Origin of the sequence: Cochlodiniinecator piscidefendens (genome assembly GCF_011326755.1) — a bacterium.
GTDB lineage: Bacteria > Pseudomonadota > Alphaproteobacteria > Rhodobacterales > Rhodobacteraceae > Cochlodiniinecator > Cochlodiniinecator piscidefendens.
Map to the genome: position 1 here is coordinate 516,713 of NZ_JAAOIE010000002.1, position 26,673 is coordinate 543,385.

Genomic DNA, 26,673 nt, shown 5'->3' on the forward strand with positions numbered 1-26,673 from the left:
GTACTCATGCGGTTGTCGATATCGTTTCTCCGAAGGCTCCTTCAACAGATTGACGCAATTGCCCAATTTTCAATGCGCCAATAGCACAGGCACCTGCGTTTCCCTCAGAACATCCGTCGTAGCGCCACCAACAATGTCGTGGGAAAACTTACTGTGTTCAAAGGCGCCCATAACGATCAGGTTGACCTCTTTGGACTTGGAATAGGCCAAGACCGTTTCCGCGACACTGCCGTTCTGATCAACCGTGACAGCCGTCGCCACGACCCTATGCTTAGACAGGGTCTGCACCAGCCAATCCGTATTGCGGGGTGTTCGGGACACCGATAGCAGAGCTACTTTCGCGCCCTGCTTTAAGATCGGCATGGCCGCAGCAACCGCGCATGTTGCGGCACGTTTCCCGTCCCAGGCGACAAGAACGTCGGCGACAGAGGACTCCGGTACTTCATGCCTTTCTGGAACAACGAGGACCGGTCGGCCACTGCGCAAAGCGATCAGATCGGGATTGGATGCGTAGTCATCTTCATAGACCGCACCTAGATGATGACCGATCACGACCAGGTCGAAGGTCCGAGCGAAGGAAGCAATAGGACCGTTTGCCTTTGGGTCAAGCTCGACGAATTCGGCGCGATCTCCCAAGCCTTCTTCAACCGCCATTTCCAGAAACCGCGCCTTTGTATCTGCCATGGTTTTTTGGCCATTTGCGTCGAGCTGCGCGATGACCTGTCCAGGGAGATGCGCGGGTAGTTGACGATGGAGAAACCCGATGCCACCTCTTTTGGCGACGCCTGTCAGATGTGCGCCGTGGCGTTTGGCAAGCCGGCCAGCATGGCGCAGACCGCTGCCTTTGGACGGATCGCCACTATAGGCGCACAGGATGGACTTGATGCTCATTGGTTGCTCCCTGCATTTTGGGCCGGAGGTTCGTGGCAAGCCAAGGAAGGCCTATGGGCGCCAGACTTCCGGGTTGATCATGTGGATAGGATTGCCGCTCGCATAGGCGTTGATCTGGTCGAATATGTCACTGAATTGTAGGTCAAATTCGTCTTTGGTTACGTAACCCAGATGTGGAGTCGGCAAGACCTGCGGGTGCGAAATGTCTGTCAGCGGCTCTTGATCGAATACGTCAACAGCCACAAAAATACGCCATTTGGCGATTTCCTCCTCGAGCGCACCCGGTGCGATCAGCCCCGCCCTTGAGGTGTTCACAAGCAGGCTTCGCGGCGCCATTTGGGCGAGGTCATCGGCAGTAACGATTCCACGGGTCTCTGGCTTCAACCGAACATGAAGACTGACGATATCAGAGCTGGCAAAAAACACCGCTCGGTCCTTTGCGAGGCACGCACCATCCGCTCGAACGCGCGCACGGCCGGCCTCGAAAGCCCACCATTGCACATGCAGCCCAAGTGCTTCGGCATAGCCCGCAACGGCTTTTGCAATGCGACCATATCCGTAGAGACCAAGCGTCCGACCCCGCATTGTTCTTCCAACCCCAGCCTGCCATTTCCCGACCCGGATCGACGCCACCTGCTTAGGGATCTGCCGGTAGCTGGCGAGCATCAGGGCCAGGGTCATCTCAGCGGCTGCGTAGGAGGGTGTGTCGCTATGCATGTTCGAGCATAGGAGCACGCCGTGTTCGCTGCAGGCCGCCACGTCGACATGCGGATAGACACTGCGCTGCGAAATCAGGCGCAGGTTCGGAAGCTTTTCAAGAAGATTTCTCGATATGGCGGTCCTCTCCCGAAACAGCACAAGGCACTCCGCCACCCGCGTGGCGAGTTTCGCCGAGTTCGGCACATGATCGGACCAGATCGTAACCTCATGCGATGCCAGCTTTGAAAAGCAAGGCAGGCCGCGCAGCGTATCGAACCAGTCATCAAGGATATGAACCTTCATTGGGTTTCATTGCCTTTCCAGATTAAGCGCGCAGCACGTATTCGGTCTGAATGGCGAACGTTGATCAAATCACACCGGGTGGGATCATGACGTCGCCCCGCGCCAGAAGGCGGGCGGTGCGCACCAGCCCGGCGGACCGGATGGTGATATCCCCCCCGTTTCGCTCGAAATCCACAACCACATCGATGGATCCGCTCGGGTGCTCCAATACGATCGGCGCAGGGCTTTCTGACGGAGCCGTACAAAGGCCTTCAGCCACCGTCCCAGGGGTCAGCACACAGGATGCGAGGCATTGAGCGCCGGTCACGGCCATGGTCGGGTGGGCCGCCCATGGCATGAAATAACGAGTCGCGATTGTACCACCAGCACGTGGGCGGGCCAGAAGACCGAATTTCGGAGTGACCGACCGAGAAACGTCACCCATGCCCATCGCCCGCCCCGCGAGGCGCCGAACTGCTTCCATCCGTGAAAAGAGAGCTTTGTTTTCGTTCAACTCGCTGACTGTTTCATATCCGGTCACGCCAATATCTTCCGCCCGTGCGATCACCATCGGCATGGCAACATCCATGCAGGTCGCTTCGACGCTGTCGAATATGTCGATGCGATTGCCCGTGGGTAGAAACGCTCCAGTGGCTCCGCCAACCGTCCCCATGAATTGCAAGCCAACAGGCGCGGCGTTTCCGGGCACGCCGTCAATTTTTGTAGTGCCATCGTATCGCACACCACCATCCGGCGTTTGCACTTTGGCTTCGACCTGCGCACCAGTATTTACTGCGCGGATACGAATCGCCGTCGTCTCACCAGTTGGCTCAACCAGGCCCATCTCGATGGCCGCCGGACCAACGCCGGACAGGATGTTTCCGCAGGTCGGCTTGAAATCGACCTGACCATCCTCAACGCCAACCTGTGCAAAGAAGTAGTCAACATCTGCGTTACTGTCCTCCGAGCGTGACAGCATCGCAACCTTGGTCGTGACCGCGTTGCCGCCGCCGATCCCGTCGATATTCAGAGGATGGCCCGAGCCGATAGTGGCAACCAGCACGCGCGCCAGGGTTTCAAGATCATCAGGAAGATCACTGCGCTTGAAATACGGTCCGCGAGACGTACCTCCGCGCATGAACCAGAAGGGAATGTCCGTTTGTGTCATGTCAGCGGCCAGGGAAGATCAAAGTAGGATTGCAGCACGCCCGGCGGGAAGTCGCGGTTGAGCGTCGCAGCCATCGCGCAAATGAAAGCGATCCCGGCACCGGTGTAGAGCGTTGCATATCCCCAGGATTTACCCGCGCGATAGCGGATGAAGCAGAGCAGGAATACCGCCAGCGCCAGGATGAAGCCAAGAATCGCCGTCAGGATGAGAAGCCCGCCAAACCAGGCCAGCGTCGCCCAAAGGCCGTAGGCATTGCTGTCACGATCCTCGACCTCCCGATCGGCAAAAAGCGGGTCAGTTTCGGGCTTCAGCCGCATCTTTAGCAGCAAAAGCGCGCAGCCGATCAATCCGATGGTCGCAACGAAGACAGGGAAAACCCGGTCAGTTCGCGCGTAGTCGGGGATCATCGAGGCATCGGTATAGGCAATGGCAATATAAGCCGTGATCGCCAACAGAAATACTAACGGTGCACGCTTGCCACCTGAATTCACATCGCCCTCAGCCTGGATATTTTTCGCCTGTCGCAGGCCAAGGATGACTGAAAGCAACGTGATGATGATCAGGACGATCACAATCGGGCTGAAGACATAGTCGAGCCCTTCTTCGAAGCTCCTGCGAAAGCGCGAGCTTGCGATCTGATAGGCCTGGTTCGTGTAGCGCTCGGCGGGTGCCGACAGCACGAAGCCGATCAGGAAAGCGGGGCGCGACCAGTCGAACCGGCGCATGAGAATACCGAGAAGCCCTATGCCGAAGAGGGCGACAAGATCCCAGATCGATTGGCGCGACTGGAAGGCTGCGAAGGCGATGATCATGAACAGGAACGGGGCCAGCAGCGCGAAGCGGATGTTCGTGAGCCGTGCAATTCCGCCTGCCGCACCGATGCAAATCAGCGTTCCGACGACATTGGCCAGCGCCAGAAGCCAGACGATGGCATAGGTGAAGTTGAGGTTGTTGTTGATCATCGAGGGGCCAACCTCGATCTGGCCGGTTCCAAGAAGTGCAACACCAGAGATGAAGATCGCCATCGAACCGGAGCCGGGAATACCGAAGAGGAGCGTCGGGACCAGACCGCCGCCTTCTTTGGCATTGTTGGAGCTTTCGGGGCCTACAATGCCCCGGATATCTCCGGATCCGAATTGAGATTTGTCTTTGGAGGTTTGCACCGCGTGGCCATAGGCGATCCAGTCCACCACGGAGCCACCGAGCCCAGGGATCACGCCAACGGCCACACCAATCAGGGAACAGCGTACCGAAAGCCATTTATTAGCCCACCAATCCTGCACGCCGGTCAGCCAGCCGCCACCCAAAACCTGGCGATCCGAAATCGCTTTGTCCTGCCGCAGGAGCGCAATGATTTCCGGCACAGCGAATATCGCCAGGCCGACGATCACCAATTTGAACCCGTCCACTAGATAAGGCAGATCGTAGGAGGCCATACGCAGCTCTCCCGAGGCTGCGCCTTCGCCGATGGTTCCGATCAGAAGACCTAGACAGGCGGCAACAATTCCCTTGATGGCGACCCGACCGGCCAGAATGCCCACCATGGAGAGCCCGAAAATCGTGACCATCAGCAGCTCCGGCGTCTGAAACGCGAGCACGATGGGCCGGGCCGCCAGAATGAAAAATGTCAGAAAGGTAGCGCCGAGAAGCCCGCCAAATAGCGATGAGGAGAAGGCCGCTGACAAAGCTCGGGCGGCCTGGCCTTTTTTGGCCAGCGGGAAACCGTCAAGCACGGTTGCCTGGCTTGCCGATGACCCGGGTATGCCCATCAGCACGCTGGCAAAGGTGTCAGATGTTGGCACCACCGCCACCATGCCGACCATCAACGCGAGCCCCAAAAGGGGCTCCATCCCGTACATAAACGGTAACAAAAGCGACAGGCCCGCAATCCCGCCGAGACCGGGGAAAACTCCGATACAAAGCCCCATCACGACGCCGAGCACCAGATAACCTAAAACAATGGGGTTTAGGATCATGCCGAATGCGTCGCCAAGCGCAGGCATAGCGGTAGCGAAGAGTTCCATGACGGACTCCTGTCTTTCAGAATTTATTGGGCAAATTGCCCCCACAGCCCGAGGCCGCAGGGGGAGGAGAGGAGATTACTGCAGCACGACGCCGTAGCGATCTGCGAGCCACTCGATCACATATGTTTGCGCCTCTTCCGGCACATTGGTGGCGCCTTCCAGCGCGACCTGGGCTGCCTCGCTTGTCATCTGAGGATAGACGCCCAGGCGGGCCTGAGAGATCTCTGCGAAATCATCCCGTTCGGTGATGGCCCGGAAGGCAGCAGAATAAGTGTCGATCGCTTCCTGTGGTGCGCCTGCAGGCAAGAACACCATCTTCTGGGCTGGGAAGCCAGCCGTGAAGAAGGCGACCCAAGCATCCCAGGCCGGTCCGCTCGTCTCACAGCTCGGCGCGGCCTCGCACACTTCCGCGAAGCTCGGCATATCCGGGAATGTGGGATCGCGAACGAGGTTGCCATCGGCATCTAGCGCTCCGAAGGAGAACCACGGAACGGCCGTTCCGGCTTCGACAAGTGGCGCCACGCCGGACAAGTATGAGGACGAGGTCTGGTAATCGATATTCGCTTCGCCGCGTTCGAACATCAGGCGCCCATCGCCCCGGCCTTCGATGCCGAAGACAGGCTCCACGTTGAGGCCCAGCAACTCCCACGCAAGAAGTGGCACAAGATCAAGCCGGGTTGCGCCCTGGCTTCCGTAAATGAAATTCTCCTCCAACAGCGCTTCCACGCCTCCAGCCTCAAGCGCTGCCGCAAGATCGGCTGGAAGATAGGCTACGCCGCCAGTGCCGGAGGCCAAAACCACGTTCCAGTCCCCGTATTCATAGCGCACCCTCGGGTCATTCAGCAGGTATGGGAACTGGGTGGAGCCGGAAGATCCGAAGATCGTGGTTCCGTCATCATATTCCACCCCCTGGAAGTGGTTGGCCCCCCCGAGTGGATCCCGCGCCAGGCATGAAGGTCACGACAACGGTCGGGTTGCCGGGCAATGCTTCGCTCAAAAGTGGTGCGTAGAAATTGGCCCAACGCGCCGAGCCACCGGTTTCCGAGAATGGAATGATCCACTCTACGGTTTCCCCGGAAAGATCGAGACCATGGTCGTCCGCCAAAGCGGGCGATGCAAGACCAATGGTCGAAACAGTGGCGAGAAGCGCTGCTGAGCGCTTGCAGAATATGTTCATGTTTTCCTCCCAGAAAACAGGGTCTCCCAACCCTGCGTGTCTTTCACTATCAGCCCAACAGAGCCGACTTGATACGGGCAACATTCAGTGCCATTCTTTCATGAACCTTTCATCGGAAAAAAAACTTCATGCGCATCGTCATAATAGAGGACAATGTTTCGGTCGCGAAAGGCATCGCTTACCGTCTTCAGGACGAAGGGCATGCTGTCGACCTTATTCATGACGGAACTGAGGCTGATCTCTTCCTGCGTGACGATGGTGGTGACCTCGTTATTCTCGACATCAAACTTCCGGGGCTAAGCGGGCTTGAGGTTTTGGCAGCCATGCGCGCCAGAGGAGACAACCGCCCGGTTCTGATGCTCACGGCGCAGTCTGAAATCAGCGACAAAGTGGTTGGCCTTGATGCAGGCGCTGATGACTACATCTCAAAACCGTTTGAATTGGATGAACTTAGCGCACGCATTCGCGCCCTGAGCCGACGACCGCAATGGGTAGACCCGGGTTTGCTGAGCATCGGGCCGCTCAAGTTCGATCCGGTTGCGCGTGCCCTTTTTGGCCCTGATGGTGATCTTTCTGTACCACGTAGAGAGGTTTCGCTGTTCGAGACGCTGCTAACGGCAAATGGCCGCTTCGTGTCAAAACAGGCGTTGCTTGACGCCTTGTACGGAACCGGCAGCGATGTCGACGAGTCGGTTGTGGAGGTTTATGTTTCTCGCCTGCGCAAACGGCTCAAGGCTTTCGACGTGGATATCTCCGTGCGACGCGGCATTGGCTATGCAATGTCAGAGTCTGACCGATGACACGGGGCTTTTCGCTTCGCCTGCGGCTCACAATCATCATTCTCATCCCGCTTCTGCTGATCTCGGCCGCCGTTGCATTTTGGGCGGCCAATGATGCCCAGGCCCGTGCTGCCGACCGGTTTGACCGATCCCTGCTGGTCACCGCCCTGAGTATTTCCCGTGACACCGCCATCAGCGGCGGCGACGCTCTGAGCCAGGAAACGCGTGATCTGCTACGTAATACCTCGGGCGGGCCGGTTTTCTACCATGTCTATGCCCCCGATGGTGTTTTCGTCACAGGTTACGCGACACCGCCTGTTCCCCCCGGAGATCTCGGAGCCGAGGCTTATATATACTTCGACGCACGGTATCTCGGGCATTCGGTGAGAGCGGTCCGGTATTCAGAACACCTGGAAATTGACGGGCTGGCGGGCCAATTCACCTTCACTGTTTGGCAAAACCTGTCATTGCGGGATGGATTTGTTCAAAGCCTGTCGCAACGCACTTATGCCGTCATGGCCACTCTTGTCGCCGCAGTTGCCTTCATCGTCTGGTTCGGCGTGCGGGTCGGGCTTCGCCCACTGTTGGACCTTGAGCGTGCCATCGAACGCCGTTCTGCGCAGGATCTGACCACGATCAAGCGGGCGATCCCCGAAGAGGTCAAAGGCGTCGTTGGCCGACTTAACGAGTTGCTGTCGGAAATGTCAGCGACAATCCGCGCTAAAGACAGCTTCATTTCTGATGCCGCTCATCAATTGCGCAACCCTATCGCGGGTGTGCTGGCCCTGTCAGAAGCTGTCGCAACTTCAAAAACGGAGGCGGATTTCAAAACCCGAAGTGCCGATCTTGTCGAAGCTGCCTCACATGCTGCCAAGCTGTCCGAAGACCTTTTGGCCTTTGAACGAGCGCGCTCTGCCCCTTCCTTCGAAAACCTGCCGGTTGTGAACATAACTTCGACACTGGCTAGCATCGTCACACGTTTGCAGCGCGAAGCTACGATCCGCGATGTACGGTTGCAGCAAATGACAGATCCCGGCCCGGCCTTTGTGCGTGCCGATGCGCTGCTACTTGAGCAAGCCATCGAAAACCTCGTGACAAACGCTTTTTCCCATGGCGGAGGGCAGCTGACGGAAGTCCGTGTGCAACTTAAAGCGGAAAGCCACCATGCCATCATTACTGTCTGCGATGATGGCAAAGGCGTTGAGGCAAAGGAATTCGAAACAGCGCTGTCTCGGTTCGGTCAGGCCATCCCCGGCTCTGGCAGCGGTCTGGGTTTGCCCATCGCAAATGCTGTCGCAGAGGCTCACGGTGGGCGTTTGGATCTTTCAAATTGCAATCCGGGTCTCTTGGTACGGATTATTTTGCCGATGGCGAGCTCATGCTAGCACCCGGCACAGACAAATCTCTGCCGAAATGATCTCTCTCGATTCCTCAGACACTTTTTTCCGAAAGCTGCCATTTGTGCACAACGCAGCATTTATCGAGGTGGGCTCAAACCAGCCATTCACCGCCGCCACATCAAACTCAGCACAAACAGCACTCCACCAGCCACCACAATGCTCGGCCCGGCCGGGGTGTCGAACTGCAATGAGGCATGGAGCCCAAGGATTGATGCCAGCGCTCCAATCCCCACAGCACCTATTGCCATAACCTCAGGCGTGCGGGAAAAACTGCGTGCGGTGACGGCGGGGATGATCAGCAGCGCTGCGATTAACAACGCCCCCACCACTTTGATCGCCAGTGCCACAACCACCGCGAGGGCGAGCGTCAAAACCAGCGCTTCGCGTTTTGGGTTGATCCCGGAGGCATGGGCCAAATCCACGTTCAGCGTCACCGTGATCAGCGCCGACCACCGCCATGCCAGCAAAGCACAGATCAACGCGGCCCCACCCCAGATCACCAGCAGATCAGATTTCCCCACCGCCAGAATATCGCCAAACAAAAACGCCGATAAATCAACGCGCACACCGGGGACAAAGCTGATCGCAACCAAGCCCAGCGCCAAGGCCCCGTGTGCCAATACACCCAAAACGGAATCCATCGCGTGGCCGCGTTCGGTCAGCGCGCTCACCACCAATCCCATCGCCAGTGCAGTGATCAATGTCCCAAGCGCAATCGGCAGATTGCTGGCGATCGCCAGCGCAACGCCCAAAATCGCCGCATGGGCCACCGCATCACCAAAATAAGCCATGCGCCGCCAAACGACAAAGCTCCCCAATGGGCCGGTCGCACAGGCAACCCCCACACCCGCCAGTAGCGCGCGCACAAAGAAATCATCAAGCATCGGTGGTTTCCTTTTGGGCGTGATGCGCGTGGTCATGAGAATGATCATGCGTGCACCCTTCGTCGTGATTGTGGTCGTGCGCGTGTTGATAAAGCGCAAACGCGCCCCGCGTCCCCATACCAAACAATGCCCGGTATTCTGGGGCAGCTGACACAACCGTTGGCGTGCCTTCGCAACAAATATGGCCATTCAGGCAAATCACCCGATCCGACGTCGCCATCACAACATGCAGATCATGGCTGACCATCAACACACCACATCCAATATCGTCGCGGACCTCTTCTATAAGGCGATAAAATCCAGCGACACCGGGCTGATCCAACCCTTGCGTTGGTTCATCCAACACCAAAAGCTGCGGATCACTTAGCAAAGCCCGCGCCAATAAAACCCGTTGGAACTGCCCACCCGACAAAGCTGACAGTTGTTGTTTGGCGACATGTGGTACCCCAACACGTTCCAACACATCTGCCTGACGCTGCGCTGACTGCCGTTTAGGAAGCGATAAAAACCGCCCAACGCTCATTGGCATCGTTGCATCAATTGCCAGCTTTTGCGGCACATATCCGATACGTAGCCCCGGTGTTCGCTTCACCTGCCCCTTGCTTGGAATCAATCCGCCAAGCAACGCACGAATAAGCGTCGATTTCCCAGACCCATTTGGTCCAACAATCGTAACGATTTCGTTCGTATCAATGGCAAAATTTACATTTCGCAAAACCGCATCGCCACCATAGCCAACACTCAGGTCTTGCGCCGCGATTAAGCTCACGCAGTGGCTCCTTGGCAACTCGGACAAGTTCCGAGAACCTCTAAGTTCATCCGTTCCACAACGAACCCTAGCTTGCCAGCTTCTTTGGAAACAGAATCCTGCACTGCGACTTCCATGCTTTCAGCAACAGTCGAACACGACCCACATATGAAAAAAACAGGCCGATGCGCGTGATCTGGATGCATGCAAGCAGCAAACGCATTTAACCGTCTGATCCGGTGGGCAAATCCATGTTCGACCAAAAATTCCAATGCGCGATATGCAACTGGCGGCTGGCTGCCAAAGCCATCCTCCTTCAATCGATCCAGAACCTCATAGGCCCCCAGCGCTTTGTGGGCTTCTAGCAGCAATTCAAGCGCACGACGACGTACCGGTGTCAGACGCAGTCCTTTTTGCGCAGCAACGTTTTCTGCGTTGCGCATTGCCCCAGCAACACATGTGCCGTGATCGTGACGCGAAAAGGCTGACATCTGCTTTGGCTCTGACATTTGTGATTTCCGGTATTGTTATATTATCACGTGTAATGTTATATCATTTGCAACTCAGCTACAAGGACTCCTCATGACACTGCGCAACTTTGTTTTCCCGCTTTTTTGCGGCCTGCCTGCCGCCTTCCCCGCTGCAGCACAAGTGCCACATGTCGTCACAGACATAGCCCCAATCCATTCACTGGTCAGTCAAGTCATGGGTGATCTGGGAACCCCAGAGCTATTGCTGGACCAAGGCGCAGATCCCCACAGCTTTCAACTGCGCCCCTCACAAGCCCAAGACCTGCAATCCGCTGATCTGATCGTATGGGTTGGCCCCGCACTCACCCCATGGCTGGATCAGGCGATTGACCGGATTGGCACGGGTGAACATTTCGCGTTGCTTGGCGATGCTCACGAAGAAGAGCATTCCGAAACAGAAGATCATCACGACGAAGGTCATCACGATGAAGAAGATGGGCACGACGAGCATGCCGAAGGACACAATGATGAGCACAGCGATCATGAAGACGAAGATCATCATGAAGCAGCGGACGCAGGTGGCCATCACCACCACGATGGCGAAGACCCCCATGCTTGGCTTGATCCAGCCGAAGCTGTTGAATGGCTCCCGCTGATTGCTGACCGTATCAGCGCGCTAGACCCAGCCAACAGCGCGACCTACACACAGAATGCCGAAACCGCAGTCGCTGAGCTCAATCAACTGATTTTGGACATCGGTCAATTCCCGGATACCCCAATCATCGTGCAGCACGATGCCTTTGGTCATTTTGCAGACCGCTTTGGCGTTCATATCGCGGGTGCTGTTGCTGAGGGCGATGCAGCACGCCCCGGGGCGGCGCATATTGCCGAGCTCCAAGCCTTGATTGCCGCAGAAAACATCACCTGTGCCTTTGCGGAACCACAGCACGACCCAAGCCTATTGGAAACTGTATTCGAAGGCCAACCCGTCACCATCGGTACGCTAGACCCGACCGGTGCATTGATCCCTGCGGGCCCGGAACTCTACACAACCTTGATCCGCAACATAGCTGACACAATCCAGACTTGCACAGCGCAAAACTGAACGCCATAAATCCTTTGACTTCATAACCAAAGGTGCCCCCATGACCGTTCTCATTCGCCAAGCAACCGCCAAAGATGCCGCAGCAATGATGCGCATTTTGAATGAGATCATCGAAATTGGGGGCACCACCGCCTTTAAGACCCCATTTGATGAAGCAGGCATAATGACCCGCTTTGTCGCGCTTAAAACTAAAATCAGCTGTGTGGTGGCCGAAGTGGACGGAACCGTTATCGGATTTCAATCGCTTGAGTGGAGCGATCCAGACGCCACCAGCGCTGACACGCTCCCGCTCGATTGGGCCATCATCGCAACATTTGTCGCACCAAACACCCATAAATCCGGGATCGGTCGTAAAATGTTTGCCGTGACCAACGATATGGCCAAGCAAGCAAGCGTCACCACCATCGACGCAACCATCCGTCTGGAAAACACCCTAGGCCAAGGATACTATAGCGCCCTCGGTTTCACCGATTACAACACTACAGACATCGCTGTTTCAAAGCGGTTCGAGCCTATCTAGCCGTCAACTACGGCAACGAAACATCAGCCTGACGGGCGCGATGGAAAAGCATAGCCATACTTGACCCCAACGCCATAAATTCACAGAATCGAAGTTCAAACCCAGCAAAATTTGCACAATAAGAAAGATCTGAGAAGACTTCGTCAACAGCCGCCACGCCTCTTGGGTACCAGAGCGGCCCAAAACCCGTACCTTCTATTTGCTCAGGTAACAGCGGTCGCAGCTGAGAGTAATAGTCGCGTAACCCCATGCTCATTTCCGCCAAACATGCTCCGCTACTTTCAAGCGTCTCATCAGGTCTGTCACAGCTGTTCGCCGCAATAGCCAAACACTGCGTTTGCAGGTGCGAACGATATGTAAGATTCAGTGGTTCAATTGCCTTCAGACAATCGATAGGATTCAGCATCTCGCGCTCGTCTTGCGCCATTGCAGGTCTATTTGATGGCCCGACTATTAGCATGCCCAACCCAACGGTCAAAACAAATACTAAATCACCCAAAACCTTACTCACACTCTACCCTCGCCAGTCAAAAAACCCTTCAGGGGCAATCGCTTGTAGCCGCTCACCTAATTCACGCCCCAAAACTGCACCATCGGCAATCGGGCAGGAAATCGCGTCTGCGATGGCCTCGGACCCATCAGGGCGTAGGATTTCACCGCGCAGATGAATTTGATCACCGTCCAACATCGCAAGCCCGGCAATCGGTGTTTCGCATGATCCGTCAAGCGCACGCAAAAACGCCCGCTCTGCCGCGAGCCGTTGACCCGTTTCAACGTGGTGAATGGCCGATAGCATTTCAGCCATCCGCGCATCATCCGCGCGTCGTTCAATCCCGATAGCGCCCTGCGCCACGGCGGGCAGCATGTCATCTTCAGACACCGGCGTTTTCGGCACATCCGCCATCGCTAAGCGGTTTAGCCCCGCCATCGCCAAAAACGTCGCCACTGCCACGCCTTCGTTTAATTTGCGCAAACGGGTCTGCACATTGCCGCGAAATTCGACAACTTCCAAATCAGGGCGGCGATATTTCAACTGCGCGCGGCGGCGCAGGCTAGATGTGCCAACAACAGACCCCGGCGCAAGCCCCGCCAGGCCATCCACTGCAAAAGACACAAACGCATCGCGCACATCTTCGCGCGGCAGATAACAGTCCAACAGCAGACCCTCAGGCTGATCTACAGGCATGTCCTTCATCGAATGCACCGCAATATCAATCGCGCCCGACAGCAGGTCTTCCTCAATCTCTTTGGTGAACAGACCTTTTCCGCCGATTTCCTTAAGCGGACGATCCAAAACCCGGTCGCCCGTGGTTTTGATCACCTTAATCGCAAAGGCGTCCTGCGGCAGATCAAACGCCGCCGCCAAACGATCACGCGTTTCATACGCCTGCGCCAAAGCGAGCGGTGAGCCGCGCGTGCCAATCTTAAGAGGTTCGGTCGGGGTCGGAAGGTTCAATGTCATACCCCGTATTACGCGTGGCAATTCGCCCTGACAACGCCCATTTTGCACAGGTCACCTTGACATCGCGCCGCACTCTTGGGACGAACACCCCAAAGCAAAGGAACGCCCGTGACAAAACCTGTGACCAATCCCGCATCCAAAACCATCCTCAAGGCCCTCGCAGGTGAAAAACAGGCGGTGCCCCCGGTGTGGATGATGCGTCAGGCGGGGCGCTATTTGCCAGAATACCGCGCCACACGTGCCAAAGCGGGCGATTTCCTATCGCTGTGCTACAATCCAGACCTCGCCGCCGAAGTCACGCTGCAACCGATCCGCCGCTATAATTTCGACGCTGCGATTCTCTTTGCGGATATTTTGCTGATCCCACAGGCGCTTGGGGCGGACCTTTGGTTTGTCACTGGCGAAGGGCCGCGCCTTTCGACCATCACCACCCCCGACGACCTAAAGGCGCTCAAACCCGTGGACACCATCCACGAAACCCTGAACCCGATTTATGAGACCGTGAAAATCCTCGCCTCTGAATTGCCGCGTGAAACCACGCTCATCGGCTTTGCCGGGGCCCCCTGGACCGTGGCCACCTATATGATTGCCGGGCGCGGCACCCCGGACCAAGGCCCAGCGCACGCCCTACGCGAAGCCGACCCCGCAACATTTGAGGCCCTGCTAGACCTCATCACCGCCGCCACCATTGATTACCTGTCAATGCAGATCGAAGCCGGCGCAGAGGTCGTAAAAATCTTTGACAGCTGGGCAGGTTCGCTGAAGGGCGACGATTTCACCAAATACGCGCTAAAACCCGCCAAAAAAATCATCACCGCCCTAAAGGCCAAACACCCAAACACCCCTGTCATCGCCTTCCCACGCGAGGCCGGGAATGGCTACATCGGCTTTGCCAAAGCGACGGGCGCGGACTGTGTGGCGCTTGATAACTCTATCTCACCAGAATGGGGTGCGGCAAATGTTCAGGTGGATGGCTGCGTTCAGGGCAACCTCGCCTCGCGCCATATGGTGACTGGCGGCCAAGAGCTGCGCGACGAAACCAAAGCCATCGTCAAAGCGTTTGAGAACGGCCCCCACATCTTTAACCTCGGCCACGGCATCACCCCCGATGCCGATCCCGACAATGTGCACGTGATGCTAGAGGCGATCCGGGGCTAATGCGCCCGGAGCCTTCTACAAAAAACGGGCTTTTCGCGCTTCTGACCTGCGGCATCTGCCTTTGCTTGTCCTATTTTTTTAGTGCAAGCGATTTTCAGAAAACCGAACGCGCACTGGAATTGGCACGCGCGCTTGAAACCTATATTCACACGATAGATCCAAGCACCGCAGAGGACCACAATGCCAGACAAGACGCACGCGCCCTCCTCTCAACCCTATCCTCCCAAAAACACACATTCCTAGCCTTTGCAGCGATGTTCTTCGGCATGCAAGCCTTTGGTGAATTCCTATCGTCCAAAGCAGGCCGCCCCCTGCGCAAATTTGGCAAATCCGCAAAAGAAAAATTCATCTACTATTGGACATGGCGGCCTTAATCCGTTTCAACACGAACCAATTTGGACGATTATTCTCAGCCCTAAGCTGCCATTCTAGAAGGAGAGTTCAGTCACCCGATCTCCCCTAACTAGGCCTTAATGGAAAGCGCATCATCTCAGGGTCACGGAGTATATTGACGCGGGCAAAGCGGGCTTTCTCATTGGGCGCTCAAATGACAATATTCGAAAAATCACTTGTAGCGAATTCAGCAGATTCAATTCTATTTTGTGGTTGGATAATCGTGTGGGCATTAGCGAATGCGCATGGCACAAATAGCGGCGACCACTGTTTAGGATATTGTCCTGAGACAGACAACCAAGATGCCATTCTTTCTTTGTTCTCTTTTGGGGGACTGTCTTGCAGGGTGAACACAAATTCTTTGAAGAAGATTACATGCCGAACGATCAATAGCTTGTTCGACCGTCTGGATTACGTCTCGAAACGTGAGTTTAACTGCTACTTTAAGTCACGACATCAGTTCACCTTCTTAAGCTCCAAACTTGACTGGTATTTGTTCGCCCAAGTTTCCAACGCGTCCAAAACTGGGAGCAAGGACTGTCCCAAAGGTGTCAATGAATATTCGGTGTGTGGCGGCACTGAGGCAAAAACATCTCTGTGTACAACTCCATTTTCTTCGAGCTGGCGTAGCTTTTGTGTTAACACACGCTGAGATATCTCAGGGATGTGCCGACGTAAGGCACCAAACCGTTTTGTACCAGTGGCCAGATAACTTAAGATGTGGCATTTCCATTTGCCTCCAATAATTTCGATAGCGAATTCAACTGGGCAACCTGTGGAGTCTTCAGCAGGGGATGCGTTTTTCGTCATATGTGCCTCGATTTTCTCCAACCTGAGGTTGACAATACAGGTTTCCAAATGGATTGGCCACAATAGCCAATCACCTTTTGCAATTCGCAACCGCCCCCCCGGATGTGGCGTGCGATTTATTCAAGAACGCGCTTAGAAGAAGACAATCCGGCCGTGTGCTTCCGTATAGTCAATAGTTGGACCGGAAGGTACGATTCCAGACGGATTTAGTGCAGTGTGACTGCCATAGTAGTGTTGTTTAATATGAAAAAAGTTCACCGTTTCAGCTACACCCGGTTTACTATAAAGGTCGCGCACGTAGCCCCAAAGCATAACGTAGTCTCGAATACGGCGCAGATTGCATTTGAAATGACCGACATAGACCGGGTCAAACCGTACAAGTGTTGTGAAGAGCCGCCAATCCGCTTCTGTAATCTGGCTGTTGCCAAATAAATAACGCTGAGTGCTCAGGCGTTCTTCCAGCCAATCAAGAGTCTCAAACAACGGGGTAATAGCCTCTTCGTAGGCTTCCTGGGTACCTGCGAAACCGGCTTTGTAAACACCGTTATTGACCGTATCGTAGATCCGAGTATTCACGGCATCTATATCTTCACGCAATTCTTCAGGATAATAGTCGCCTTCCTTGGCCCCAATTTCATCAAATTCAGAGTTGAACATACGGATGATGTCAGCAGACTCGTTTGACACGATAGAATTGGTCTTCTTATCCCAAAGCACAGGTACTGAGACGCGACCAGAATAGCCACCCTCAGCGGTAGTATAGACCTGATACAGAAACTCCGATCTGTTTATGCTATCAGGGACCACTCCTTCGCCGGGCGCAAAAGTCCAGCCGTTTTCCCCCATATGCCAGTGCACCACCGAGGTGGTAATCATGTCTTTTAGACCCTTTAATGCTCTGAAAATCAGAGTCCTGTGGGCCCAAGGACAGGCATATGATACATAAAGATGATATCGCTCAGCTTCTGCTTTGAAGCCTGCGTTTCCCGTCGGGCCCGCTTCGCCGTCTTTGGTGATCCAGTTGCGAAAATCGGTTTCCTTCCGCACAAACCTGCCTTTTGTAGCACTGGTGTCGATCCATTGATCAACCCATTTTCCGTCCTGTAACATACCCATTTTAAGTTCCTCTTACTCTTTAGCCGTTCGGCTGGCTTGCCAAACTGTTTAGTCAGATCATTTGCGATAGCTCAGGGAAGTGACAGTTCCACTACGGGCTGCATTAGTTTCCATACCCTGAACAACATCGGTGTTTTGAGCAGTCAGGATGTGCCAGCCGTCATTCTGGCGTTGAACGACAAAGACCATGATGGCTATTCGTGGATCCAACGTTTGCCCTTGCTTGTCAATTTGCCCAATCAGCTTGCATCGCGCGTGTACGACGGCAATTCCATCGGTGATCTGCCGGACTTTGGTGCGCCGGACCTCAACTGTGGAATGCCGAAAAAATGTGCCTAACCCGTAGTCGTGCGCCTTTTCGATGTCAGTCCGGTTATTCCACCAAAGCCCGACGACGTTTACAAAGTCGGCATCTTCTACAAACAAAGATGCTAGGCCGGCTGCGTTCCGAGCATTCCAATAGGCAACAAAGGCGCGTGGGACATTTTCAGGTAAATCAGGAATAGGCATCAAGCACCGCCGGTATCAGGACGTCTTCTTCGTCTTCTGTGTGAAGAGTAAGAATTCTAGAGAGAATTTTTGCCTGTTCTAAAGCCTTGTCAATTTGCATCTTACCCGCGCCTTTGCGTCGGAGTTGGGCAAAAACAACTTCGGATTGGTACAACGTATCATTTAGAAAAACGTGGTCTTTTTCCAAGAGATCAATTGCATTAGTCAGCTGCGGGAAGCGGGCCATAAAGCCGGGGAGCACATTCACATCCTCATAATTGTGGTGGTGGTGTACATGAGCCACCAAATCAAGACCAAGCTGAGCCATGCCCGAGTTGGCAATTAGGTATTCCGAACCGCTTTCAGATCCATCCAAAATACGCTCAAAACCTTTGATAAGTCGATTGCACGCATCAGAAATGACGCGGTGCAAGCGCAACACATGCATCGGCCATTCTTGAAAATGTCGGTAGTTGCCCCATTCGCTTCGTTCAATGGGAAACAAACCATCAATCAGGTCAGCATTAATACGACCGCGCGATAACAGGTGAAATTTAGGATCTTGGTAGTCAATGTCAGTCATGGCCATCCCAGTTCAAACACTTCGTCAAAGCAGTAAGCATCTTGGCAAAACATTTGACGACAACAAAACCCGCCCCGAGGTTGGGGCGGGTCTTTCCGCTAGCAAACTCGCATCATGCGTTTGCGATCAGAATTTCCGCTAGTTCCTTTGGCTTTGAGAACATTACTTCGTGTGAAGAAACAATATCGACCATGTTGGTTGGAGAGTTCGGCCAGGTCGCGTTCATGTCATCAACGATTGCTGCGCCAACTTCTGGCACAACGGCAAAGTCCTCGGTACAACGCACATAGGTTTTCTTGATGTTTGAGAAACCTTCGGCAAATTCGGGCACGTGGTTGTGCTTTGACGCTGGGGAGTCTGGTGTTAACAGATTTCTGACGGAGCTCAGCAGGTCGTCATCAACGTCGGCCGCAAGAGCTGCCTTGAAGGTTGCCAGGTACTCTGGATCAGTTGAACGCGGGTCTACGCGAAATGCGCCAACTGTTGCAGGATCTGCCAAAATAAGTGGCCACAGCTTCGCTTTTTCTTGCTGAGCAGGCAGAGCAAAATATGCACCAGACGGCTTTTCACCAACTGGCGCGACCGCCGCAACGTAGTGCAGACCTTGGAATTTTTCAGGTTCCTTTGCCGCAGCAAAGGTGATAGGCACACCGCCCGAAGAGTGACCCACTGCAATCACTTTGGTTGCGCCCATTGCAATCGCACGATTGGCCCCCTCGACGACGGCATCAGCGTATTCGTCTGCCTCAATAGACGCAAACTTTGAAACTTCAGTAGCAAAAGCTACCGGATCCAGCGGTCGTTGTTCGAAACTTCTTGGAATACCGGCGTCCAAACCGTTGCCGGGAAGGTCGATAGACACTGTCATGTGCCCCGCATCGTTCAAGTGTTTTGCAACCAACTCCCAACTCCAGCCACCATGCCACGAACCGTGAACCAGCACGAAGGCGGTTACTTCGTTTCCAGAATCTTGCTGAGCTTGGGCAGCTTGACCTGACGCTGCTGCTATTGCCGAAACTCCGGCGAATCTCAAAAATGATCTACGTTCCATTTTCATTCCTTAGTATGTGCGGTCATCGTTTCTCAAACATTTCGAACCGATTTCATGTCAAACTAGGTAGTCCGGTTGCTGAAAGGAAGTAGGCACTATTTTGATACTAAGGAACCATTGGCGCGAATGATTAACGGGGCAAATAATTTAGCTATTGCCCAATCTTACGTAACATGTGCTTGTATTCAGAAGAGTCGGATTTTTCCTCGCATGGTCAGGAGTAAGCACGATTATTATTCGGCATAGGATTTGCAACATGCATGCACTACCTGACATCGTTGGATATTTGGCCGCAATTATTGGTACAATTTGCTGGATTCCACAGACTATTAAGGCTTGGACGACGAAGGAGACCAAAGACCTTTCGATCTGGGCAAATATACTGGTGCTTTTGACGATTACGCTGTGGTTCATCTACGGTATTTTGATCGGGTCAATACCACTAATTTTAGGGAACTTGATCTCTATCTGCGCTGTCGGCGCGATTGTAATCGCAATTTTCCGATTTCGCTCTCAATAGGATTTGGTGCGGAGGACGATGTAATCACAATTGCGATGACTTAAAAAGGTCTACTGAGATAAGCAGTATGCGTCGATAGAGTGCGGACGGATTGTACGTCTAGTTATTCCGAGTAACACAGATGTTATGCCTCAAGGGCATCGGGACCTCCTAAAGAAACACCAGACTGTAGCATACAACACCGGTTAACTTCCACTTTGGGCTGAACGCGCGACTTTGCAAAGATCACTATCTGCCCAAAGCTGCCGACGACGGCTGTCAGCCCAAAGTAACCATGGCGCAGCGTTTGCAAATTCGAATACTGCAGATGCATTAAGTTTGTCTCGATTTCCCTTGAGCGGACATTCAAGTTATCACAAACAGGCTTTAGCCATTAACGGCGGGTTAGAGCAGGAAAATGACATTTGAAAAGTTACTTGGACGGCCCAAAGCTCCCGTTGGTGGACTAAGGCTTCGGCGTTATGCCATTCTCTCAAGGCAGCCGTTCGATTATCTTTAAAGTCTTTTCAGGGGATCATTAATCTTAGTCAGCAACGGCAGTGTTGCGAGAAAATTTGCGGCCATATGACAATTCGCTGGCAGATTGTGTGAGGGCCTCAGCATCGATACGGAAATGACGATATAGATCGGCAATCGATCCGGTTTGACCAAAGTGTTCAACCCCATGCGAAACGGTTTTATGTCCGTGAACAGAGCCAAGCCAAGACAGGGTCGCCGGGTGGCCATCAATCACTGTGATCACGATGCAGTGAGCTGGCAGGTCTTCCAGCAAGGTTTCGATGTGGGCCTGAGCTTCAATCACACCATTGGCACGCGCCCGCTGTGCAGCGGTCCAGCCTGCGTTCAAGCGATCTGCGGATGTGACAGCCAAAACACCTACATCGCGACGGCCTTGTGCAATTGCTCCGGCCGCTTTGATCGCCTCAGATCCAACAGCCCCCTGATAGGCAATCACAACTTCACAATTTGGGCCAGGCTTGCGCAACCAATAAGCGCCATCAATGGCCCCCTGACGAAAGTCATCATCCACGCGCTTTCCCGGTTGTTCAATCGGGTTGGTTGTCAGACGCAGATAAACAGAGCCGCCGGTTTCATCCCGCAACCAGGTGCGTTCATCCGGATCACCTTCGCCGTCCTTTTGCATGTGCCTGAACCCCCATTCCATGATGACCGCTAGCTCATCCACAAAAGCCGGCTCAAACGACGCAAGCCCATCCTGTGCCATACCAATGAGAGGGGCGTTGATGGATTGATGCGCGCCGCCTTCCGGGGCAAGTGTCACGCCGGATGGCGTTCCCACGATCATAAAGCGCGCATCCTGATAGCAGGCATAGTTCAGCGCATCGAGACCGCGGGCAACAAAGGGATCATAAACCGTGCCGATGGGGATCAGGCGCTTGCCAAATAGAGAATGGGACAGGCCCGCAGCTGCGAGCAGCAGGAACAGGTTCATCTCAGCGATGCCCAACTCAATATGCTGACCTTCCGGGGCGAATTCCCATTTCGCCGTGGACGGGATGTTTTCCGCCTTGAATGTGTCCGCCTGATGGGCGCGCGCAAACAGTTTGCGACGATTGACCCAAGGCCCCAGATTAGTTGTGCCGGTTACATCAGGGGATGTGGTCACGATGCGTTCGGCAAGCAGGCTGTCGCCTTTGGACAGGTCATCCAATATCTTACCAAAGGCCATCTGCGTGGACATTTCGCGGTCCGCTGTCAGCGACAGTTCTGGCACATCAATCACATCGTCAGAATAACGTCGTGTGCCTTTGGAAAAGAACTGGGCATTCCTTAGGGTATTGTCGAAAGCATCACGGTCCGTGATGGTCGCGTATTTGTCCCATTCCTTCCCTTCAGCCACGCCCATATGTTTTTGCCAGGCAGCCATCTGCGTCTTGTTCATCAACCCGCCATGATTGTCTTTATGGCCTGCAATCGGTGTACCCCAACCCTTAACGGTATAAGCCAGAAAACAAACGGGGCGGTCGTGATCAATCGCGGCGAATGTATCCGCCATCGTGCTTACGCAATTGCCGCCAAGGTTTTCCATCAAAGCAGCCAGTTCCGCGTCACTGCGCTTTGCGATCAACGCGGTGACATCCCCCTGGTCCCCCAATGTATCCATCAGCCGTTCGCGCCAGACCGCACCCCCCATAAAGGTCAGGGCTGAATACAGCTGGTTGGGGCAGTTATCGATCCAGTCGCGCAGCTTGTCACCGCCGGGTTCTTCAAAGGCCGCACGTTGCAAGGCGCCATATTTGACGCGGACAACATCCCAGCCAAAGGCATCAAAGATCTTTTCAACACGCTGAAACAAGCCTTCGCGCACAACACCATCCAGGGACTGGCGGTTGTAATCAATGACCCACCAGCAATTGCGCAGGTCGTTTTTCCAGCCCTCTTGCAAGGCCTCGTAAATGTTGCCTTCGTCCAGTTCCGCATCACCGACCAGAGCGATCATGCGACCCATATCCTGATCCTTGCCCCAGGATTTCGCCTGAACATAATCCTGAACAATGGAAGCAAATGACGTGATCGCAACGCCAAGACCAACGGACCCGGTTGAGAAATCCACATCATCGATATCTTTGGTGCGTGACGGATAGCTTTGCACACCGCCAAGCCCGCGAAAGTTTTCCATTTTCTCGCGGGTTTGATTCCCCATAAGGTATTGAATTGCGTGAAATATCGGTGACGCATGGGGTTTCACAGCAACCCGATCTTCCGAGCGCAATGTGTGAAAATACAGCGCGGTCATGATCGAAACCATAGAGGCTGAAGATGCCTGATGTCCGCCCACCTTGATGCCATCTGCTTTCGGGCGAATGTGGTTTGCGTTGTGGATCATCCAATGGGACAGCCACAGCAAACGTTGCTCAATGGTTTTCAGATCATCATGCATGGTTGCGCTCCTTAGGCTGCTTTGCTTACGGATGGTTTTGGCAGTGCTTGCACGATATCGGCGATCACATCATCGACGCCTTCAAGCCCAATGGAGAGACGTACAAGCCCTTCGCTGATCCCATGCAACGCGCGTTCTTCGGGGGTATAGGTCGAATGAGTCATGCTGGCGGGGTGTTGCACCAGTGTTTCCGCATCGCCCAAAGACACAGCACGCGTGATCATCTTCAGCTTGTTCATCATGGCGCAACCAGCTTCATACCCGCCTTCCAGTTCAAAGGCAATCATGCCCCCGAACTGCAACATCTGACGCCGGGCCACATCACGCTGTTCAAAACTCTCCAGCCCCGGATACCAGACCTTTTGCACGCCATGAGACTGTTCCAACGTCACGGCCACAGTGGCGGCGCTGGAACAATGGCGATCCATGCGCAGCTCTAGTGTTTTCAACCCCCGCAGGATCAGCATCGCATTGAAAGGCGCCATCACGGCCCCAGTCATATCTTTCATACCGTACAGGCGGATTTGAGTGACCAGTTCTTCGGATCCCGCAAGAAGCCCGGCAACAACATCACCATGCCCGCCAAGGTATTTGGTGGCGGAATGCAGAACGATGTCCGCACCATGGGTGATCGGCTGTGTCAGATAGGGCGTCGCATACGTATTATCGACAACCACATAGGCGTTATTGGCGTGTGCAATGCCTGAAACGGCCTGAATATCGACCAAACGCATATTGGGATTGGCGGGGGTCTCAAAATACACGACTTTTGTTTTATCACTGATCGCGGCCGTCAGATTTTCAGGATTGGTCAAGTCCACATGCGTGACAGTCACGCCAAATTTGGCTAGCCCATGCTGCATGAAAGAGAATGTGCAGCCATATAGCGTTTTATCAAGAATGATCTCATCATCTGGCGCAAGAAGTGTCCACATGGTTGCCGTGATCGCCCCCATGCCTGAAGCGAGGGCAAGACCTGCCTCCGCACCTTCCAGAACCGCTATGCGTTTTTCAAGCAGAGTGCAGGTTGGATTGGAAATGCGCGAATAGATGTGTCCAGCACGTTCACCTGCAAACATCTCACCACCGGCTTCGGCGGTTTCAAAAGCGAAAGTCGACGTCAGGTGCAGTGGAGGTGTCAAAGCGCCCTCATTCTCCATCGGATCATATCCGTAGTGGATTGCTCGGGTGGAAAAGCTTTCAGGGTGATTGCGCATGCTACGGCTCCATTGGTCAATAAGAACATGATAAGTGCCCAGATCAATTGAGTGTTGCTAAAATTGTCTTATTACTGCCTAATATTAGCATAATATGCCATAGAAAGGGCAAAAGTGGATAATAAAGACCAACGCATCATACGCGCTCTTCAACGTGAAGGCCGCATGACAAATCAGGATCTGGCCGCTGAGGTGAATCTTTCGCCATCCCCCTGTCTCCGGCGGGTAAAGCTGCTGGAGCAAAGTGGCGTCATCAGGGGCTATAGCGCTGATATCGATGCAGAGGCCTATGGGTTGGGCGTCACAGTATTTGTGCGCGTAAGCCTTGCCGATCATACCGAAGCAACGGTGAAACAGTTCGAAAGTGATATCGAACGCGTGGATCAAGTCCTTGAATGCTATGTGATGACAGGATCCTCAGACTATCTCTTAAGGGTTGTTGTTGCGGACCTTGCGGACTACGAAAAATTCGTACGCCAAAAACTTCATCCCATCGGTGGCGTCGCCTCTTTGGACAGTAGTTTCGTCTATGGAGTGGTCAAAAAAACCAACGTCCTTCCGATGTTAATTGAATGATCTCATCGCACATCATCCTTTTACCAAGGAACATCGATTGGCCAGACAGGCATATGTTTACTGTCCGCATGCAATGTCTAGGCGAACAGAAGCACGCAGTCGTTATGCCGCTCATCCATGAGCCAGAACATGAATAAATGCAGTCCAGCCTGTTTCGTCGGAGAAACGACCCAAATGCAGCAATCAGATTTGCTTCCTATGGTATTCCTGCCATGTATGTCCGCAATGACAGATGATATCTTTAGCCCTCGTGCATGCTGTTCGTGCAGGCAGCACAGGTCATCATGATGCGGCTAAAGAATTGGCATAAGTTCAGTTTTGGCGCGTGGTTGGAGGCTGCGGCGACGCGCATGCAGCACAACAAATTGGGTGTGGCGTTGGCCAACAAGCTGGCCCGCATAGCTTGGAGCGTTCTCAACTCAGGCAAATACTTTGATTGGAAAGAAAAGGAATTTGCGACCGCGATTTGATCACAGTCGCCCACGATGTTCGTAAACCTCAACTGCATGGAACGGAATAAGGCGCACCCCATTGACCGGAAGGGCATGTTCGCATGTTCGAGAGGGGAAGCCTGAGAGCCCAAATGGTCATCAAAGATCTTAGTAGTAATGTGACAGCGGCGCGTGCGTACTCCCTACAGGGCCACGGCAGAACATTAAAGCCGATCCAAAGGCCGGATACATATCAGCGACTTTCAGAAGACGTGCAATTGAACACTTGCGAACGGCAGCCGATACATACATGGGCTCGAAACGGTCATTTGACAAATTTAGTCGAACAAATTGATGCCTTCTTGATCTGGATGTCGGCTGAGCGGGACAAAGCACCATTTCGTTGCACAAAAGCACCAATTCGCTGCGTTTGCACCAAGGTCTGCAATCTCGAGTAACCGGCCACACGTGTGAGGCCGGTCTTTCGATTTTACCGATCTCTGAGGAGATTATTAGGTTGGTTCCGCTTCACTGGGGGGGGGACGCTCAGCCGGTTTCACCAAATCCTTTCGGTACTGGCAGATCAGGCAAGGTTGCCGCACGTTTTTGCAGGGCCCGGCCAATAACCACGCGGCTGATTTCCGTTGTCCCGTCCACGATCCGCAGCATCTGTGCGAGCCGTGAAAGACGATCCAATCCGTAAGGCTGCAAAAGGCCCATACCGCCCAAGACCTGTGTGCAGATATTTGCAGCCTTCACAGCGGCATCTGGCACAAACCGTTTGGCATGAGCGGCCATCAGAGGGCCTTCGGGTGTGCCAAGGGATTCTGCCGCCTTTCGATAAAGCAGCTTGGAGGCTTCAAGATCGGTTGCAACCTCGCCCAGCATCCACTGAATCCCGTCCAGATCGAGGTTCTTGCCACCAAACATCTTGCGGTTCTTGGAATAGGACAGTGCCGTGTCCAATGCGGCTTGCATCAATCCACAGCATCCTGACGCAATCGACACACGGGCGATATCGATCGCCATGAGCGAGCCTTGCAAGCCCTGACCGATCGGCAGGATGATGTTGTCTTCGCTCACCACCACCTGGGCCATGTACATCTCGGCCAGAGGCAGGAAGTTGTAAGATGGGGTATCGTAGAGCGGACCAAAGCTGAGGCCCGGGGTGTCGGCCGGGATGGCGATCATCGCCATATCCTTGTGGCCGGGTGCGTCACTGGTTTTGACCACGGTGAAATAGATATCAGCCTCGGTCGCCAAGCTGACCCATGCTTTCGCACCGCTGATCGTCCAAGTGCCGTCATCATTGATCACGGCCCGCGAATACATGTTTGTTGCGTCCGATCCCGATTGCGGTTCAGTCAGTGCAAAATTCGCCAGCTTGCGGCCCGAGGTCAGATCCCGCGCCCATTTTTCCTTGAAGGTATCTGTGCCATAGCCGCAGCCCGCGAAGGTACAGATGTTATGCATCGACAGGGCAAAGGCATAAGCGCCGTCCCCCAGCCCCAGTTGTTCATAGACCTGAATGCCCTCTGCCAGCGGCAAGCCCTGACCACCAAACTCTTCGGGGGCGTAGAGCCCCGTCAGGCCAGCGGCCCCGGCCTTGTCAGACGCATCACGGGGCCACTTCTTTGCGGCGTTCCATGCGTCCACATTGGGCAGGATGACCTGCTCGGTGTGGTCGCGTGCGGCCTGGAGTATGGTTGCGAGTTTGTCTGACATTGGCGGATCCTTTCAAGGGCGATTATTCTCATATGACGCCACGGCCCGGCAATCGCGGATGGTCGGATTGATGAGCTATGAAGGCGAAACTTC

At 54.3% G+C, this 26,673-nt stretch carries 26 protein-coding genes and 1 pseudogene; 9 read left to right on the plus strand and 18 right to left on the minus strand.

The genetic code is table 11. The features are described from left to right. Nucleotides 1–69: 69 nt before the first annotated feature. The 5 genes and pseudogenes from G9C99_RS07245 to G9C99_RS07265 form a co-directional block, all read right to left on the minus strand. On the minus strand, nt 70–891 hold the full coding sequence (locus G9C99_RS07245; protein ID WP_166416780.1) for a universal stress protein: 822 nt from the start codon (nt 889–891) through the stop codon (nt 70–72). A 51-nt stretch (nt 892–942) separates the two neighbouring features. Next, the gene (locus G9C99_RS07250; RefSeq protein ID WP_166416781.1) at nt 943–1,893 is read right to left on the minus strand and encodes a D-2-hydroxyacid dehydrogenase family protein; all 951 of its coding nucleotides are present in this window, start codon (nt 1,891–1,893) and stop codon (nt 943–945) included. 64 nt (nt 1,894–1,957) lie between these two features. Further along, a complete protein-coding gene (locus G9C99_RS07255) occupies nt 1,958–3,040 on the minus strand; it encodes a 4-oxalomesaconate tautomerase (RefSeq protein WP_166416782.1) in 1,083 nt (360 codons plus the stop codon). Further along, complete coding sequence (locus G9C99_RS07260) at nt 3,037–5,064, minus strand: tripartite tricarboxylate transporter permease (protein WP_166416783.1); 2,028 nt, start codon at nt 5,062–5,064, stop codon at nt 3,037–3,039. Before G9C99_RS07260 ends, G9C99_RS07255 begins: the two co-directional genes overlap by 4 nt. A 75-nt stretch (nt 5,065–5,139) precedes the next feature. Beyond that, nucleotides 5,140–6,241 (minus strand): annotated as a pseudogene (locus G9C99_RS07265) (tricarboxylate transporter). Nucleotides 6,242–6,369: 128 nt separating this feature from the next. Between G9C99_RS07265 and G9C99_RS07270 the strand changes: the two are divergent. Then, entirely contained in the window at nt 6,370–7,041 is a 672-nt protein-coding gene (locus G9C99_RS07270) for a response regulator transcription factor (protein ID WP_166416784.1), read from the plus strand. Next, complete coding sequence (locus G9C99_RS07275) at nt 7,038–8,405, plus strand: sensor histidine kinase (RefSeq protein WP_166416785.1); 1,368 nt, start codon at nt 7,038–7,040, stop codon at nt 8,403–8,405. The genes G9C99_RS07270 and G9C99_RS07275 overlap by 4 nt, the downstream gene beginning before the upstream one ends. Nucleotides 8,406–8,524: 119 nt before the next feature. Here the strand turns inward: G9C99_RS07275 and G9C99_RS07280 are convergent, their stop codons facing one another. The 3 genes from G9C99_RS07280 to G9C99_RS07290 are packed head-to-tail and all read right to left on the minus strand — an operon-like array spanning nt 8,525 to nt 10,561. After that, complete coding sequence (locus G9C99_RS07280; protein WP_166416786.1) at nt 8,525–9,304, minus strand: metal ABC transporter permease; 780 nt, start codon at nt 9,302–9,304, stop codon at nt 8,525–8,527. Next, nucleotides 9,297–10,073, minus strand: a complete 777-nt coding sequence (locus G9C99_RS07285) for an ATP-binding cassette domain-containing protein (protein ID WP_166416787.1) — start codon at nt 10,071–10,073, stop codon at nt 9,297–9,299. The genes G9C99_RS07280 and G9C99_RS07285 overlap by 8 nt, the downstream gene beginning before the upstream one ends. Next, nucleotides 10,070–10,561, minus strand: coding sequence for a Fur family transcriptional regulator (locus G9C99_RS07290; RefSeq protein ID WP_166416788.1), 492 nt, complete (start codon nt 10,559–10,561; stop codon nt 10,070–10,072). The genes G9C99_RS07285 and G9C99_RS07290 overlap by 4 nt, the downstream gene beginning before the upstream one ends. A gap of 73 nt (nt 10,562–10,634) precedes the next feature. Here G9C99_RS07290 and G9C99_RS07295 point away from each other — a divergent pair, with 73 nt between their 5' ends. Beyond that, nucleotides 10,635–11,627 carry a zinc ABC transporter substrate-binding protein gene (locus tag G9C99_RS07295; protein WP_166416789.1) on the plus strand — a complete coding sequence of 331 codons (993 nt, stop codon included), beginning with the start codon at nt 10,635–10,637 and terminating at the stop codon, nt 11,625–11,627. 40 nt (nt 11,628–11,667) lie between these two features. Next, the gene (locus G9C99_RS07300) at nt 11,668–12,147 is read left to right on the plus strand and encodes a GNAT family N-acetyltransferase (RefSeq protein WP_166416790.1); all 480 of its coding nucleotides are present in this window, start codon (nt 11,668–11,670) and stop codon (nt 12,145–12,147) included. A 7-nt stretch (nt 12,148–12,154) separates the two neighbouring features. On the opposite strand, the gene G9C99_RS07305 is transcribed toward G9C99_RS07300, so the two are convergent. Further along, complete coding sequence (locus G9C99_RS07305; RefSeq protein ID WP_166416791.1) at nt 12,155–12,658, minus strand: hypothetical protein; 504 nt, start codon at nt 12,656–12,658, stop codon at nt 12,155–12,157. 3 nt (nt 12,659–12,661) lie between these two features. Further along, nucleotides 12,662–13,609 carry a hydroxymethylbilane synthase gene (hemC, locus tag G9C99_RS07310; RefSeq protein ID WP_166416792.1) on the minus strand — a complete coding sequence of 316 codons (948 nt, stop codon included), beginning with the start codon at nt 13,607–13,609 and terminating at the stop codon, nt 12,662–12,664. 120 nt (nt 13,610–13,729) lie between these two features. Here hemC and hemE point away from each other — a divergent pair, with 120 nt between their 5' ends. Both hemE and G9C99_RS07320 read left to right on the plus strand, forming a co-directional pair. Further along, on the plus strand, nt 13,730–14,767 hold the full coding sequence (hemE, locus tag G9C99_RS07315; protein WP_166417116.1) for a uroporphyrinogen decarboxylase: 1,038 nt from the start codon (nt 13,730–13,732) through the stop codon (nt 14,765–14,767). Then, nucleotides 14,767–15,141, plus strand: coding sequence for a hypothetical protein (locus G9C99_RS07320; RefSeq protein WP_166416793.1), 375 nt, complete (start codon nt 14,767–14,769; stop codon nt 15,139–15,141). The genes hemE and G9C99_RS07320 overlap by 1 nt, the downstream gene beginning before the upstream one ends. A gap of 475 nt (nt 15,142–15,616) precedes the next feature. Here G9C99_RS07320 and G9C99_RS07325 read toward each other — a convergent pair whose 3' ends face one another. The 5 genes from G9C99_RS07325 to G9C99_RS07345 form a co-directional block, all read right to left on the minus strand. After that, nucleotides 15,617–15,970, minus strand: a complete 354-nt coding sequence (locus tag G9C99_RS07325) for a winged helix-turn-helix transcriptional regulator (protein WP_166416794.1) — start codon at nt 15,968–15,970, stop codon at nt 15,617–15,619. A gap of 132 nt (nt 15,971–16,102) precedes the next feature. Then, nucleotides 16,103–17,086 carry a glutathione S-transferase family protein gene (locus G9C99_RS07330; RefSeq protein ID WP_166416795.1) on the minus strand — a complete coding sequence of 328 codons (984 nt, stop codon included), beginning with the start codon at nt 17,084–17,086 and terminating at the stop codon, nt 16,103–16,105. Between the two features lie 57 nt (nt 17,087–17,143). Then, nucleotides 17,144–17,596: an SgcJ/EcaC family oxidoreductase gene (locus G9C99_RS07335; protein WP_166416796.1), complete on the minus strand. Its 453-nt coding sequence runs from the start codon at nt 17,594–17,596 to the stop codon at nt 17,144–17,146. Next, a complete protein-coding gene (locus G9C99_RS07340) occupies nt 17,583–18,158 on the minus strand; it encodes a hemerythrin domain-containing protein (protein WP_166416797.1) in 576 nt (191 codons plus the stop codon). The genes G9C99_RS07335 and G9C99_RS07340 overlap by 14 nt, the downstream gene beginning before the upstream one ends. Before the next feature lie 112 nt (nt 18,159–18,270). Then, nucleotides 18,271–19,209: an alpha/beta hydrolase gene (locus tag G9C99_RS07345; protein WP_166416798.1), complete on the minus strand. Its 939-nt coding sequence runs from the start codon at nt 19,207–19,209 to the stop codon at nt 18,271–18,273. 256 nt (nt 19,210–19,465) lie between these two features. Here G9C99_RS07345 and G9C99_RS07350 point away from each other — a divergent pair, with 256 nt between their 5' ends. After that, nucleotides 19,466–19,729, plus strand: a complete 264-nt coding sequence (locus G9C99_RS07350) for a SemiSWEET family sugar transporter (protein WP_166416799.1) — start codon at nt 19,466–19,468, stop codon at nt 19,727–19,729. Between the two features lie 523 nt (nt 19,730–20,252). Here the strand turns inward: G9C99_RS07350 and G9C99_RS07355 are convergent. After that, entirely contained in the window at nt 20,253–22,631 is a 2,379-nt protein-coding gene (locus tag G9C99_RS07355; RefSeq protein ID WP_166416800.1) for a 1-deoxy-D-xylulose-5-phosphate synthase N-terminal domain-containing protein, read from the minus strand. Between the two features lie 11 nt (nt 22,632–22,642). Beyond that, nucleotides 22,643–23,848, minus strand: a complete 1,206-nt coding sequence (locus G9C99_RS07360; RefSeq protein ID WP_166416801.1) for a methionine gamma-lyase — start codon at nt 23,846–23,848, stop codon at nt 22,643–22,645. Between the two features lie 114 nt (nt 23,849–23,962). On the opposite strand from G9C99_RS07360, the gene G9C99_RS07365 reads away from it, so the two are divergent. Both G9C99_RS07365 and G9C99_RS07370 read left to right on the plus strand, forming a co-directional pair. Next, nucleotides 23,963–24,424 carry an Lrp/AsnC family transcriptional regulator gene (locus G9C99_RS07365; protein ID WP_166416802.1) on the plus strand — a complete coding sequence of 154 codons (462 nt, stop codon included), beginning with the start codon at nt 23,963–23,965 and terminating at the stop codon, nt 24,422–24,424. A 254-nt stretch (nt 24,425–24,678) separates the two neighbouring features. After that, nucleotides 24,679–24,894: a hypothetical protein gene (locus G9C99_RS07370; RefSeq protein ID WP_205859833.1), complete on the plus strand. Its 216-nt coding sequence runs from the start codon at nt 24,679–24,681 to the stop codon at nt 24,892–24,894. Nucleotides 24,895–25,401: 507 nt separating this feature from the next. On the opposite strand, the gene G9C99_RS07375 is transcribed toward G9C99_RS07370, so the two are convergent. Beyond that, a complete protein-coding gene (locus G9C99_RS07375) occupies nt 25,402–26,580 on the minus strand; it encodes an acyl-CoA dehydrogenase family protein (protein ID WP_166416803.1) in 1,179 nt (392 codons plus the stop codon). Nucleotides 26,581–26,673 lie beyond the last annotated feature (93 nt).